Origin of the sequence: Streptomyces sp. NPDC006510 (genome assembly GCF_040611955.1) — a bacterium.
Classification (GTDB): domain Bacteria; phylum Actinomycetota; class Actinomycetes; order Streptomycetales; family Streptomycetaceae; genus Streptomyces.
In genome coordinates, this window is sequence record NZ_JBEXPH010000204.1 from 1 (window position 1) to 13823 (window position 13823).

The 13823-nt window shown below is 72.3% G+C and carries 9 protein-coding genes; 3 read left to right on the plus strand and 6 right to left on the minus strand.

All coding sequences use genetic code 11. From position 1 onward, the window contains the following. Positions 1–1703, minus strand: a 1703-nt coding sequence (locus tag ABZY11_RS37000) for an ATP-dependent helicase (RefSeq protein WP_356483367.1), incomplete at its 3' end; no start/stop codon positions are given. 310 nt (positions 1704–2013) lie between these two features. Further along, positions 2014–2433: an MGMT family protein gene (locus ABZY11_RS37005; protein ID WP_356483368.1), complete on the minus strand. Its 420-nt coding sequence runs from the start codon at positions 2431–2433 to the stop codon at positions 2014–2016. 222 nt (positions 2434–2655) lie between these two features. Here ABZY11_RS37005 and ABZY11_RS37010 point away from each other — a divergent pair, with 222 nt between their 5' ends. The 3 genes from ABZY11_RS37010 (at position 2656) to ABZY11_RS37020 (ending at position 8952) form a co-directional block, all read left to right on the plus strand. After that, entirely contained in the window at positions 2656–5466 is a 2811-nt protein-coding gene (locus ABZY11_RS37010; RefSeq protein WP_356483369.1) for a lysylphosphatidylglycerol synthase domain-containing protein, read from the plus strand. 165 nt (positions 5467–5631) lie between these two features. After that, the gene (locus tag ABZY11_RS37015; RefSeq protein ID WP_356483370.1) at positions 5632–7236 is read left to right on the plus strand and encodes an alpha/beta hydrolase; all 1605 of its coding nucleotides are present in this window, start codon (positions 5632–5634) and stop codon (positions 7234–7236) included. 135 nt (positions 7237–7371) lie between these two features. Next, positions 7372–8952, plus strand: coding sequence for an alpha/beta hydrolase (locus ABZY11_RS37020; RefSeq protein WP_356483371.1), 1581 nt, complete (start codon positions 7372–7374; stop codon positions 8950–8952). 134 nt (positions 8953–9086) lie between these two features. On the opposite strand, the gene moeZ is transcribed toward ABZY11_RS37020, so the two are convergent. The 4 genes from moeZ to ABZY11_RS37040 form a co-directional block, all read right to left on the minus strand. After that, positions 9087–10265 carry an adenylyltransferase/sulfurtransferase MoeZ gene (moeZ, locus tag ABZY11_RS37025; protein WP_356483372.1) on the minus strand — a complete coding sequence of 393 codons (1179 nt, stop codon included), beginning with the start codon at positions 10263–10265 and terminating at the stop codon, positions 9087–9089. Between the two features lie 85 nt (positions 10266–10350). Further along, entirely contained in the window at positions 10351–11181 is an 831-nt protein-coding gene (locus ABZY11_RS37030; protein WP_356483373.1) for a spherulation-specific family 4 protein, read from the minus strand. Next, positions 11169–12134 (minus strand): NAD-dependent epimerase/dehydratase family protein, encoded by a 966-nt coding sequence (locus ABZY11_RS37035; RefSeq protein ID WP_356483374.1) that lies wholly within the window; start codon positions 12132–12134, stop codon positions 11169–11171. The genes ABZY11_RS37030 and ABZY11_RS37035 overlap by 13 nt, the downstream gene beginning before the upstream one ends. Positions 12135–12285: 151 nt before the next feature. Next, complete coding sequence (locus ABZY11_RS37040; protein ID WP_356483375.1) at positions 12286–13692, minus strand: hypothetical protein; 1407 nt, start codon at positions 13690–13692, stop codon at positions 12286–12288. Positions 13693–13823 lie beyond the last annotated feature (131 nt).

The window sequence follows — 13823 nt, forward strand, 5'->3', positions numbered from 1 at the left end:
GGCTCGGCGACCGCTCGGGCCAGCAGGTCGCCGGAGGGCGCCGGCACGCGGTTCCCGGCGGCCCGCTCCTCGTCGCGCAGGGCCCGGCCGAGGCGGCGCAGGTCGGCCGCGTCCATGGAGCCGAGGGGGGAGGCGAGGAGGGCCAGGGCGGTCTCGGTGTCCAGCCAGGAGGGCGCCTCCGCGTCCTCCGCCACCGCCGGAGCCTCCCCCGCGTCTTCGTCCGCCCCCGCGTCGGCGCCCTCCGACGCCGGAGCCTCCTCCGCGCCAGGCGCACCCCGGCGCAGGGCCGCCGTGGCGACCGCGCGCAGGGCGGTCAGGAGCGGGGCCACCGCGGGTTCATGGCGCAGCGGAAGGTCGTCCCCGTCGACCTCCAGGGGCACGCCCGCCGACGTCAGGGCCCGGCGCAGCGAGGGGATCGTGCGGCCTCCGGCCCGTACGAGCACCGCCATCTCGTTCCACGGGACGCCGTCCTCCAGATGTGCCCGGCGCAGCAGATCGGCGATGTTGTCGAGCTCGGTGGAGGCGGTCGGGTAGGTGTACGCCTCCACGCTGCCGCCCTCGCGGACCGCGGCGAGCTCCCGGTGGGCGCGGACCTTCGCCGAGGGCAGCCGGGTCAGCGGCATCCGGCGGGTGAGCAGCCGGGTGGCGGCCAGCAGCTGTCCGCCGGAACGCCGCGAGGTGGTGAGCACGCCGACCGGGGCCGGGGCGCCGTCCGCCCGCCGGAACGTCTCCGGGAAGTCGAGGATGCCGTTCACATCGGCACCCCGGAACGCGTAGATCGACTGGTCCGGGTCGCCGAAGGCGATCAGGTCCCGGCCGCCCCCGGCGCCCGGTGCGCTCCCCCGGTTGCCGGCCAGCGCGTGCAGCAGCCGTACCTGCGCCGGGTCCGTGTCCTGGTACTCGTCGACGTACACCGCGTCGTACTGCCCCGCGAGCAGCGCCGACACCTCGGGGCGCTCCGCGAGCAGCACGGCCCGGTGCACCAGCTCCGCGTAGTCCAGCACTCCCTGCGCGTCCAGCACGTCCAGGTACTCGGCCAGGAACTCGGCGGCGGCGCCCCAGTCCGGCCGGCCGGTGCGGCGGGCGAAGGCGGCCAGCGCGTCCGGCCCCAGGCCCAGCTCACGGCTGCGCGCCAGCACCGCCCGTACCTCGTCGGCGAAGCCGCGGGTGGTCAGGCAGGCCCGCAGCTCGTCGGGCCAGCGGATGTGCGCGAAGCCGTCCCGCTCCAGTTCGAGCTGGCCGGCGAGCAGCTCGCGGACGGTGACGTCCTGCTCGGGTCCGGAGAGCAGCCGCATCGGTTCGGCGAAGAGGTCGGCGTCCTGGTGGGCGCGGACCAGTGCGTAACAGAAGGAGTGGAACGTGGTGGCCTGCGGGCCGCGGGCGGCGCCGAGGCGGGCGGCCATCCGGTCGCGCAGCTCCACGGCGGCCTTGCGGCTGAAGGTGAGCACCAGGACACGGGCCGGGTCGCCGCCCCGTGCGATGCGCGCGGCGACCGCCTCGACGAGCGTGGTCGTCTTGCCGGTGCCGGGTCCGGCGAGCACCAGGAGGGGGCCGCCGGGGTGATCAACCACCGCGCGTTGTGCTGCGTCCAGGAGAGGAGGGTCCACGGAGCCCGGCGGGGTGCGCACCAGCCGGTACGCGCCCGCGGCCCGCTGCCGTGGCCGACGGTGCGGACTGTGCCGGGTGAAGGAGGAGGAGCTCACGTGGGTCGCCGGTCCTGGTGGGTGTACTGATGGTGAGGATGCGGAACGTGCCGCGAACTTACGAAGCTACGCCAGCGGGGGCGCGATACGGGACGAGTGCGCTGCGTGCCTCGTCACGTTCCGGGGCGCGGATGCCGTCGCGCCGCATGTCCACGACCCCGTCGTGCCGCATGTCGACGGTCCGGTCGCGCCATGCGTCCACGGTCCCGTCGCGTCGTAGGTCACAGGTCCCGTCGCGGGTCACTTCCTGTACGCCGGTACGTCGGACGGCCCCGGCGCCGCCCGCTGTGCCCCCGGATGGCGGAAGCTGTCAGATGTGAGCACCTCCGCCCTCGTCCCGGTCCGCGCCCCCGCCCGCGGTGACGCCGTCCCACCGTGCCCGCTTCATGTCGAGGCGCGGCAGATGGCCCTCCGCGCCGCGCGAGGCCTCGCGCAGCGGGGTGTTCTCCGCGCGGTAGTGGTCCAGCGCCCGCAGTTCGTGGCCGGGGAGCAGCGCCCCGTCGGCGCGCACCACGCGCCACCACGGCACCGCGGCCCCGTACAGCGACATGACCCGGCCGACCTGGCGCGGCCCGCCCTCGTCCAGCCACTCGGCGACATCGCCGTACGTCATGACGCGGCCGGGCGGGATCAGCTCGGCGACATCGAGGACCCGCTCCGCGTGCTCCGGCAACGCGTGGCTCGTCCGGTCGTCGCTCGTCCCGTCGCCGCTCGTCCGGTGTTGGCTCATCCGGCCCATCCTGCCGTACGCCACCGACATCCAGGCCCGGTCCGTGTGCGCCCGCTCACAGGGTGTGCGGGCGGGAGCAAAGGGGCGTATCTTGCGCTTCGCGTATCCGTGCATTTGCACCCTGACGCCCCCCTCCGTCGCCGGGTCGTGCCACCATCGTGCGGGCGGTGACCGGTGATACGAGAACACGAAGACCAATCAGAGGCGACGAAGGAGCAGGGCGTGCAGCCATCGAAGGCGGCGGACGCCCCTGACGCCGAGCCGCGCCCCGACGCGTCCCGCACACCCGCCGGCAAGCCCGGTACCGGGCCCGCAAAGCCCGGCGACAAGCCCGCAAAGCCCGGTGCCGGGCGGGAGGAATTCCCCGGGCATCCGGCCGGCTCGACGCTCTCGACCGCCGCGGAGGAACAGGCCGAGCGCGTCTCGGGCGACGAACCGCTGCTCCCCGCCCGGGTGCACCGCCCCTCCGATCTCATGCGGCTCCTCATCGGGGTCCTGGCGATCGTCGTGCTGTTCGCGATCGCCGCGTTCGCCCACGGCACGACCACCGGTCTCGAACAGGACATCAACAAGGGCACCGGCCAGGCGCCCGACATCCTGATCAAGATGGCCGGTCTGGTCTCCAGCATCGCCGTGCTGCTCGTCCCGGTCGCCTTCGCCATCGAGCGGCTGATCAAACGCGACGGGCTGCGGATCGCCGACGGGGTGCTCGCCGCCGTGCTGGCACACGGCGTCACGCTCGCCGCCGACCTCTGGGTCGCCAAGTCCGCCCCCGGCACCATCCAGGACGCCCTGACCCAGCCGCAGCCCGGTGACGCGCTCACCGATCCCGTGCACGGCTATCTCGCGCCGGTGATCGCCTATATGACGGCGGTCGGCATGGCGAGACGGCCGCGCTGGCGGGTCGTGCTGTGGGTGGTGCTGCTGCTCGACGCGTTCGCCATGCTGGTCGGCGGCTACACGACCCCGTTCTCGATCGTCCTCACCGTGCTGATCGGCTGGACCGTCGCGTACGGCACGCTGTACGCGGTCGGCTCGCCGAACGTACGGCCGACCGGTCAGCATCTGATGGCCGGTCTGCGCCGTGTCGGCTTCCGCCCGGTCAGCGCGATGCGCGCCGACGACGCCCCCGACTCGGGCGACCAGAGCGACCGGGGACGCCGCTATCTGGTCTCCCTGGAGGACGGGCCACCGCTCGATGTCACGGTCGTCGACCGCGAGCAGCAGGCCCAGGGCTTCTTCTACCGGGTGTGGCGCAGGCTCACCCTGCGCGGCATCACCCAGCGCCGCTCCATCCAGTCGCTGCGCCAGGCGCTGGAACAGGAGGCACTGCTCGCCTACGCGGCGATCGCCGCCGGGGCCAACGCACCCAAGCTGATCGCCACGTCCGAGCTCGGACCCGACGCCGTGATGCTGGTGTACGAGCACATCGGCGGACGTTCCCTGGACGCGCTGGAGGACTCGGAGATCACCGACGAGCTGCTGCACGGCGCCTGGCGTCAGGTGAAGGCGCTCCAGTCACGACGGATCGCGCACCGCAGACTCACCGGCGACGCCATCCTGGCGGATCGTTCCGGAAAGGTGTTCGTCACCGATCTGCGCGGCGGTGAGATCGCGGCCGGTGATCTGGTCCTGCGGATGGATGTCGCCCAGCTGCTGACCACAACCGGTCTGCGGGTGGGCGCCGAGCGGGCCGTGGCCGGGGCGCTGGAGGTGCTCGGTCCCGACGCCGTCGCGGACTGTCTGCCGCTGCTCCAGCCGATCGCGCTGAGCCGCTCCACCCGGGCGGCCCTGCGCCGGCTCGCCCGGGAGCGCTCGCAGCGGGAGCGCGAGGCGGTGCTGGAGGCGTCGGACGCGGCCAAGCGGGCCAGGGCGCACGAACACGGGGCGGAGTCCGAGGCCCCGGACGCGACGGCCACCGGTGCCGGCGTCGACCGCAAGGCCGACCGCAAGGCTCTCCGCACCCAGAAACAGGCCGAGAAGCGGGCCCTGGACGACGCCCTGGAAGAGGCCCGCGAGGAGGATCTGCTCGCCCAGATGCGGCAGCAGGTGCTGCTGATCCGGCCGCAGGCACCGGTCGAACCGGTGCGTCTCGAACGCATCAAGGCCCGCACCCTGGTCAGCTGCATCGCCGGTGCGATCGCCGCGTACTTCCTCATCTCCCAGGTCACCCAGGCCGACTTCGGGGCCGTCGTCGAGCAGGCGGAATGGGGCTGGGTGGCGGCCGCGGTCGGCTTCTCCGCCCTCAGTTACGTGGCGGCGGCGATGAGCCTGCTGGGCTTCGTTCCGGAGCGGGTGTCGTTCGGCAAGACGGTACTGGCGCAGGTCGCCGGGTCCTTCGTGAAGATCGTCGCCCCGGCCGCGGTCGGCGGTGTCGCGTTGAACACCCGCTTCCTCCAGCGGGCCGGGGTACGCCCGGGGCTCGCCGTGGCGAGCGTCGGCGCCTCGCAGCTGTTCGGTCTCGGCTGCCACATCCTTCTGCTGGCGGCCTTCGGCTATCTGACCGGTACCGAGAGGACCCCGTCCTCGCTCACCCCGTCCAGGACGGTGATCGCCGGGCTGCTGACCGTCGCCGTGCTGGTGCTGGTGGTGACGGCGGTCCCGTTCCTGCGGAAGTTCGTGGTGACGCGGGTGCGGTCGCTGTTCGCCGGAGTCGTGCCGCGCATGCTCGACGTGGTGCAGCGGCCGCAGAAGCTGCTGACCGGCATCGGCGGAATGCTGCTGCTGACCGGCCTGTTCGTGATGTGTCTGGACGCTTCGGTCCGGGCGTTCAGCGGTCCGGACGTGCCGCATCTCAGCTACGCCAGCATCGCGGTGGTCTTCCTCGCCGGCAATGCGCTGGGGTCCGCGGCGCCGACACCGGGCGGAATGGGCGCGGTCGAGGGCGCGCTGACGCTGGGTCTGATCGCGGTCGGCCTGCCGAAGGAGGTCGCCGCGCCCGCGGTGCTGCTGTACCGCCTGCTGACGCTGTGGCTGCCGGTGCTTCCCGGCTGGCTCTGCTTCAACCACCTGACCCGCAAGGGCGAGCTCTGACGCTCCCTCAGCCGCCGGGCGGGGCCGCCCGCAGGACCAACAGGCCCTGCCTCGGCCGCCGGACGGGGCCGTCCACAAGGCCAGTCGGGCGACGGCGGGGCCGCCCGCCACCCGCTTGGACCGGTGTCCCGTGCAGCGGCAGGGTTCCCGCCGCACCATGGGCCCATGAGGACCTCCCCTGCCCTGCGCGCCGCCGCACTGGCCGCCGCCGTCACCGTGCTCCTGCCCATCACCGCCTGCTCGGAGAGCGGCAACAAGGACGGCCCGGACGGGCCGCAGAGCTCGCCGCTCGCGGTGAACGCCGCCGAGACGAGCGGCTCCGGCGACCTCGCTTCCCAGAAGCTGACATGGAAGCCCTGCCCCGCCCCGTCCGCGGCACAGGGCGGTGGAAAGGCGCCGACCCCACTGCCCGGCGGCACCCCCTGGGAGTGTTCGTTCATGAGGGCCCCGCTCGACTACGCGAAGCCCGATGGCGCGACGATCAGGCTGGAGCTGATCCGGGCCAGGGCCAAGAACCAGGACAAGCGGATCGGTTCCCTCATCTTCAACTTCGGCGGCCCCGGCGCCTCCGGTGTCGCCACCCTGCCCGCCTTCGGTCCCGACTACGACAAGCTCCGCTCCCGCTACGACCTGGTCAGCTTCGACCCGCGCGGCGTGGGGCGCAGCGACGGCGTGGAGTGCGAGACCGACAAACAGCTCGACGCCCGCTACGAGACCGACGGCACCCCGGACACCAGCGCGGAGCTGAACACCTTCGTCAAGGACACCAAGACATACGCGCAGGCCTGCGAGAAGAACTCCGGCAAGCAGCTCCCCCACGTAGGCACCACCGACGCCGCCCGCGACATGGATCTGATGCGCCAGGTGCTCGGCGACAAGAAGCTGTACTACTTCGGCATCTCGTACGGCACCGAACTGGGCGGCGTCTACGCCCACTTGTTCCCGAAGAACGTCGGCAGGTCGGTGCTGGACGCGGTGATCAACCCGACGGAGAACTCGGAGCAGTCCTCGCTCGGCCAGGCCAAGGGGTTCCAGCTCGCGCTGGACAACTTCACCCAGGACTGCGCCGACCGCGGCGCCGCCTGCAAGCTTCCCGGTACCTCCGCGAAGGAGGTCGAGCAGGGGATCTCCGATCTTCTCGCGAATCTGGAGAAGAAGCCGATCCCGGGACTCGGTTCGCGTCAGCTGACGCAGACCCTGGCGACCACCGGCATCGCGGCCGCCCTCTACTCCAAGCAGACCTGGTCGCTGCTGGAGCAGGGACTGGACGAGGCCGACGGCGGCGACGGCGCACTGCTCCTCGCCCTCGCCGACTCGCTGAACGGCCGGTCCGACAACGGCCGGTACGACAACTCGATGGCCGCCAACACCGCCATCAACTGCGCCGACTCCAAGCAGCGGTTCACCGCGGACCAGACCGAGGCCAAGCTCCCCGAGTTCCGGTCCGCCTCGAAGATCTTCGGTGACTATCTGGCCTGGTCCCTGATGGCCTGCACCGACTGGCCGGTGGCGGGCGCCTGGGACACCCCGGACGTCAGCGCCCCGGGCGCGGCCCCCATCCTCGTCATCGGCAACACCGGCGACCCGGCGACGCCGTACGCGGGCGCGAAGGCGATGGCCGACGCGCTGGGCAAGGGCGTCGGCGTGCAGATGACGTACGAGGGCCAGGGGCACGGCGCGTACAACAGCGGCAACGCCTGCGTGCAGAAGGAGGTGGGCGGCTACCTGCTGGACGGCAAGGTTCCGGCGGCCGGGACCGTCTGCAAGTAGCGGTGTGCACCGGGCGGCCCCCCGGCCCGGCCATGGTCCGCCGCACAGGCCCTAGCATGGGCGGACTTTCTGTACGTCGTAGGTACAGGCACCTCTGTACGTCGTGAGTACAGGCACATCGGGGAGGACGCACACGTGGCCGCACACGCACGCGCCGGGGCTCTGGCCGGCACCGCACTTCTGCTGACGGGGCTGCTCGCCGGCTGCGGCGGGGGTACGGACGACAAGCCGGCCGGCCGGACGGACCGCGACGCCGCGTCCCCGGCGGGCCGGCCGTCCACCGCGCCCGGCGGGCAGCCCGGCACCCCCCGGCTGCCCGCGGCCCTCACCTCCCAGCGGCTGGCCTGGAAGGGCTGCGAGGCCCGCGCGGGCGAGAGCGCGCCCGGGTCCGAGTGGCGCTGCTCGACGGTCCGGGTGCCGCTCGACTACGCGAAGCCCGACGGCGAGACGATCGGGATCGCGCTGATCCGCAAGAAGGCCGGGAACTCGGGCCGGCGCCTCGGCTCGATGCTGTTCAACTTCGGCGGCCCCGGCGGTTCGGGGGTCTCGATACTGCCGCGCGCCGCCGGCTCGTACGGGAACCTCAACTCCCGCTACGACCTGGTGGGCTTCGACCCGCGCGGGGTCGCGGGCAGCGAAGGGGTGAGCTGCCGCACCGACAAGGAGCAGGAGGACGCCTACCGGAAGACCGACATGACTCCGGACACGGCGGCGGAGGAGGCGGCGTTCATGAAGGACGGCGCGGACTTCGGCGCCGGCTGCGAGCGCCGCTCCGGCAAGGTCCTGCCGTACGTCGGCACGACGAACGCCGCCCGGGACTTGGATGTGATCCGCGGGGTGCTCGGCGACAAGAAGCTCACCTACTTCGGCATCTCGTACGGCACCGAGCTCGGCGGCACCTACGCGCACCTCTTCCCCTCGAAGGTCGGACGCACCGTCCTGGACGCCGTCGTCGACCCGACCGCGGACACGATCGGGCACGCCCGCAACCAGGCGACCGGCTTCCAGCGGGCGCTGGAGAACTACCTCAAGGACCGCGGTCAGGACCCGAAGGCGGGCACCCGGCGGATCACGCGACTGCTGGAGCGGATCGACAGGAAGCCGCTGCCGACCCGTTCGGGCCGCGAGCTCAACGAGTCACTGGCCGTCACCGGCATCGTCATGCCGCTCTACGCCAAGAGCAACTGGCCGTATCTGACGCAGGCGCTGGACGAGGCCGAGAAGAGCGGCACCGGAAACATGCTGCTCCAGCTGGCCGACTCGTACAACGGCCGTGACGAGAAGGGGCACTACGACACCCAGAACCATTCGCAGCGCGCCATCTCCTGCGCGGACAGCAAGTTCCGGCCGACGGCGGACGAGGCCAGGGCGCTGCTGCCGGAGTTCCGGAAGCTGTCCCCCGTGTTCGGCCCGTTCCTGGCGTGGGACACGGCGGGCTGGTGCTCGCAGTGGCCGGTGGAGGGTGAGCACGACAACCCGGAGGCGAGCGCTCCGGGCGCCGGTCCGGTCCTGGTCGTCGGGACGACCGGTGACCCGGCGACGCCGTACGAGGGTGCGCGGAAGATGGCGGACGAACTGGGCAAGGGCGTGGGCATCATGCTCACCAACAAGGGCGAGGGTCACGGCGCGTACGGCGGGAACACCTGCGTGACGTCGACCGTGGACGCGTACTTCCTCGACGGGATGGTCCCGGAGGACGGGAAGACCTGCTCGTAGGGCGGCTTCGGAGGTACGGCGAAGGGGCCGGTCCGTGCGGACCGGCCCCTCAGGGCCTCTCGTTCGGATCAGGCCGGACTCGCATGATCCAAACGAAAGGCCCTGGCCGTACCTGGTGTTTCAGTGCGCCGTGCTCAGTACACCGGCTTCTCGGGCTCGATCTGGTTGACCCAGCCGATCACGCCGCCGCCCACGTGCACCGCGTCGGCGAAGCCCGCCGACTTGAGGACCGCGAGGACCTCGGCGCTGCGGACACCCGTCTTGCAGTGCAGGACGATGCGCTTGTCCTGCGGGAGGTCCTGGAGGGCGTTGCCCATCAGGAACTCGTTCTTCGGGATCAGCCTGGCGCCGGGGATCGAGACGATCTCGAACTCGTTCGGCTCACGGACGTCGATGATCTCGATCTTCTCGTCCGCGTCGATCCACTCCTTGAGCTGCTTGGGAGTGATCGTGGAGCCGAGCGCCGCCTCCTGGGCCTCCTCGGACACGACGCCGCAGAAGGCCTCGTAGTCGATGAGCTCGGTGACGGTGGGGTTCTCGCCGCACACCGCGCAGTCGGGGTCCTTGCGGACCTTGACCTGGCGGTACTGCATCTCCAGGGCGTCGTAGATCATCAGTCGGCCGACCAGCGGGTCGCCGATGCCGGCGAGCAGCTTGATGGCCTCGTTGACCTGGATCGAGCCGATGGACGCGCAGAGCACGCCGAGCACGCCGCCCTCGGCGCAGGACGGGACCATGCCCGGCGGCGGCGGCTCCGGGTAGAGGCAGCGGTAGCAGGGGCCGTGCTCGGACCAGAAGACGGACGCCTGGCCGTCGAACCGGTAGATCGAGCCCCAGATGTACGGCTTGTTCAGCAGTACGGCCGCGTCGTTGACCAGATAGCGGGTGGCGAAGTTGTCCGTGCCGTCCACGATCAGGTCGTACTGGGCGAAGATGTCCATCACGTTGTCGGCTTCGAGCCGCTCTTCGTGAAGGACAACATTCACATACGGGTTGATGCCCAGCACCGAGTCCTTGGCGGACTCGGCCTTGGAGCGCCCGATGTCGGACTGGCTGTGGATGATCTGGCGCTGCAGGTTCGACTCGTCGACCTCGTCGAACTCCACGATTCCGAGCGTGCCGACGCCGGCCGCGGCCAGGTACATCAGGGCCGGCGACCCGAGACCGCCGGCGCCCACACAGAGCACCTTCGCGTTCTTCAGCCGCTTCTGTCCGTCCATCCCGACATCCGGGATGATCAGGTGGCGGGAGTACCTGCGGACCTCGTCGACGGTGAGCTCAGCAGCTGGCTCGACCAGGGGTGGCAGCGACACAGGAACCTCAACAATGCAGGTGGTCGGTTTCTACGTACTTCAGCTACGTACGGTTGTTCTTGCCGTAACACTGTCACGCCCCTGCTCATTCCGAGATACCAGGTCCGATCCGCGAGACGATTTCGTCCCAGTACCTGGGCAGCGCCGCGAATGGATCGGCTTGCCCGTGTTGACCGTCTCGATCCGTGAAGAAGATCGTGCCCGCGCCCTGCCAGCGGGCGATGCGCATGGCCTCTTCGAGGTGGGTGCGCGGAACGCCGTGGACGAAGTGCGCGAACCGCTCCGGCGGATAGGAGGCGGTCCACTCCGCCACCTGCGACCAGCGGTACTCGGTCCACGGTCCGCTGAAGGTGACCAGTTGGTCGGCGGCCTCGGCATAGCCGGGGTACGGATGGGTACCGAGACCCAGCACCAGCGGCCCGCTCCCCTCCCCGTACGGGCGGTCGCCGTCTTCGAGGAGCGTGGCGAGTGTGCTGGTGAGACGGCGCACCGCCGGGAGGTGGGCGCGCTCGGCCGGGCAGCAGCCGAGATAGAAGCCGTCGACGCGGTACCAGTCGAGGAACGACTGCGCGTCGGCGATCAGTTCCCCGAAGGGCCGGCTGCCGTGGGCCAGATCGAGATGACCGAGCAGCCGGCCGCCCGACGCGCGGGCCCAGTCCTGTGGATCGTCGCCGTGCACGGCCCGCTCCCGCGCGTTGCGGAGCCGGCCCGCGGCTTCCAGGCAGTGCGGATCGGGGCGGGCGCCGGGGCCGTTGTCGATGTTGAGGACGGCCCAGTGGAGCGGGGTTCCGGGGCGGGCGAGTTCGGCCCATTCGGTCGGTGCGAGCAGCGGGTGCGCGTAACCGGGCACGCCGAAGCCGAGCTGTTCGGCGCCGCTGGTCCGGCGGGCCGTTCCGGTGCTGGTCAGATGCGGCACGCCGCCTCCATCCAGATGTCGGCGAGGGACTCCTCCAGATTGATCCGCGGACGCCAGCCGAGCCGGTCCCTGGCGGTGCGGACGTCGGCCTGCTGCCAGGCGCCGCAGCCGTCCGGGTAGGGGGACGGGGTCGCCGAGAGGTGCTCGATGACCGACTCGGTCGAGGTGCGCGGGGCACCGATGGGCAGCCGGGGCGGGGGCGCGTCGAGTTCGTGAAGTGCGCCCGCGTATCCGGCGACCCTGGCGAGGACGGCGGCCGCGTCCCGGAGCCGCACGGCGCGGCCGGTGCCGATGTTGACGACCCCCTGGGCGGCGGAGAGCGAGGCGGCGTGCACGGCGCGCGCGACATCGCGTACGTCCACGAAGTCGCGCTGCACGCCGAGGCCGCTGAGCTTCAGCTCGCCGTCGCCGGACTGCATGGCCCGGCGCATCGCCTCGGCGAGCCTGCCGAGCGGGGAACCGGCCGGGGTGCCCGGGCCGACCGGGGAGAAGACCCGCAGCACGACCGCGTCGAGGCCCGAGCCGAGGACGAGTTCGGTGGCGGCGAGTTTGCTGACACCGTACGGGCCGCCGGGGCGCGGGATCGCGTCCTCGGCGGTGGACGAGCCGGGCTGCGAGGGCCCGTACTCCGAGGAGCAGCCGACCTGGACGAGCCGGGCCTTGCAGCCGCTGCGCCGCATCGCCTCGCAGACCGTGGCGACGGCAACGGTGTTGTGGCGGGTGAGATCGCGGGCCCCGCCGCGGGTGGCGCCCGCGCAGTTGACCACGACCCCCGGGTGGACGGCGTCCAGGAAGCGGGTCAGCGCGCCGGGGCTGCCGCTGGCGAGGTCGAACCGTACGTCGGCGTCGTCGCCGCGGCCGAGTGCCGTGAGATGCACGGCGGGGTCGGCGAGCAGGCGGTCGGCCACGAACCGGCCGAGGAATCCGTTGGCTCCGAGCAGTAGCACCCTCATCGCGCGCCCCCTCGGCGCCGACGGCGAGCTGCCGGTGAAGGGGATTGGGGGGTCATGTCCGGTGTCTCCTTGAGAAGTGAGGTGCGGTTGCGGGGCAATGACCCGCGGCGTCGGCTCCGCGGGGCGTGCTGTGGCAGTGGTACGGCTGTGGTTACGCCGCGGCCGGGCCTTCATCGCCCGGCCGGGCGGTGGTGTGGGCGGACGCCCGGGACAGGACGACGGTGGCGGCGATCAGCAGTCCGAGCGCGGCGGCACCGCATGCGACGGCGGGTACGGATCCGGTGCCGGACGCCATGACGAGGACGTCGACGGGGTGGGCGAGGAAGTGCAGACCGGGCAGCCGCCCGGCCAGCACCAGCGCGGGAGCCAGGGCCTCGACCGCACAGGCGACGGCCAGTCCGCCGGCGGCGAGCTCGGGAAACCCGTGCACGGTCAGCAGTCGGGCCAGCAGGAGCAGCACCCCGAGCGCGGCCGCCCCGACGAACGCTCCGCCGCCCCCGTACCCCAGGTGCGCGAGGTGGAGCAGACCGGCAAGGGCGCACAGATGTAGGGCGACGGCCCCGAACAGCAGGGGGCGCACACCTGCGGCGAACTCCTCCAGTGCGCGGCTGCCGATGAGTTTGCGGTGCGCGTGTACGGAGAATAGGTGGGCGCACCAGGTGGCCGGGGCGAGGGAGAGGGCCAGGCCCAGCAGCGGTGCGGGGGTGATTTCCCAGGGGCCTTCGGGGCCGCCGCTGAGCACCTGGTCGAGCAGCGGTTCGCCGTACATGACGTAGCCGAGGAGCCAGCAGCCGTACACGTTGGCGATGCCCGAGGAGCGGCCTTCGGCGTGCAGGGGGCCGCTGCGCAGGCCGAGGGCGAGCCCGATGAGTGCGAGGAGCGTTCCGGCCACAGCTATCGCGAGCCGGGCCCGGCCGTCGAGCGTTCCCTCGGTGAGCCTGAGTGCGCCGGCGGTCGCGATGCAGGCGGCGCCCGGCAGCAGCGCGCGGAGCGACCAGGCGGCGCGCGTCGCGATGTCACGCTCCGGCGCGGCGGGGCCTGTTGCGGACTCCGCCGCCACGCCGGGTACCCGGGCGAACAGTTCCTCGGCGAGCGAGAAGACATCGCGGTGCCGGTAGCGGGCGGCGGTGCGGTCGGTGACGCCATGTGCTTCGAGCCCGGCGGCGACCTCCAGCGGGTCGACGGCCCGCTCGCACAGCTCGCGGTGCCGGTGCATCAGCGATTTCACGGGGTCGACGGGGCCGCGGCGCGAGGCGTTGAGCCGACGCGCCGGAGCGGGGCGCGCGATCTCGGGGGCGCGGGAGGGCTCGGAGGACTCCGAGGATTCGGAAGGCTCGAAGGGCTCCGAGGGCGGTTCCACCGAGCCCACCGGTTCCACCGGCCCCGCCGACCCCGTCGGCCCCACTGGTCCCACCGACCCCGCAGGACCCGAGGCCCCGGCAGGCCCCGAGGCCCCGGCGGCAGGCACCCCGGAGACCAGGGCCCGGGAGCGGAGGTCCCAGCTTCCGCCGGTGGCCGGTGCGGCGGGTGCGTCGGACACCTCGGTCGGGCGGCCCATGGTGATTCCTCCGTGATCGTCGCCGGCCGCGTCGGACCGTCCCGGTCCGCTGCGGCCCGGCCCGGCCGCCTCCTGTCCCTGATAACGCAACACCGCCACCCCCACACCGCCCACCCGCGCAGACGGCCCCG

Coding starts and splice junctions, on each gene's coding strand:
- ABZY11_RS37005 (WP_356483368.1), bottom strand. CDS start 2,433: ATGAGCCAACACCGGACGAGCGGCGACGGGACGAGCGACGACCGGACG.
- ABZY11_RS37040 (WP_356483375.1), bottom strand. CDS start 13,692: ATGGGCCGCCCGACCGAGGTGTCCGACGCACCCGCCGCACCGGCCACC.
- ABZY11_RS37035 (WP_356483374.1), bottom strand. CDS start 12,134: ATGAGGGTGCTACTGCTCGGAGCCAACGGATTCCTCGGCCGGTTCGTG.
- ABZY11_RS37015 (WP_356483370.1), top strand. CDS start 5,632: ATGAGGACCTCCCCTGCCCTGCGCGCCGCCGCACTGGCCGCCGCCGTC.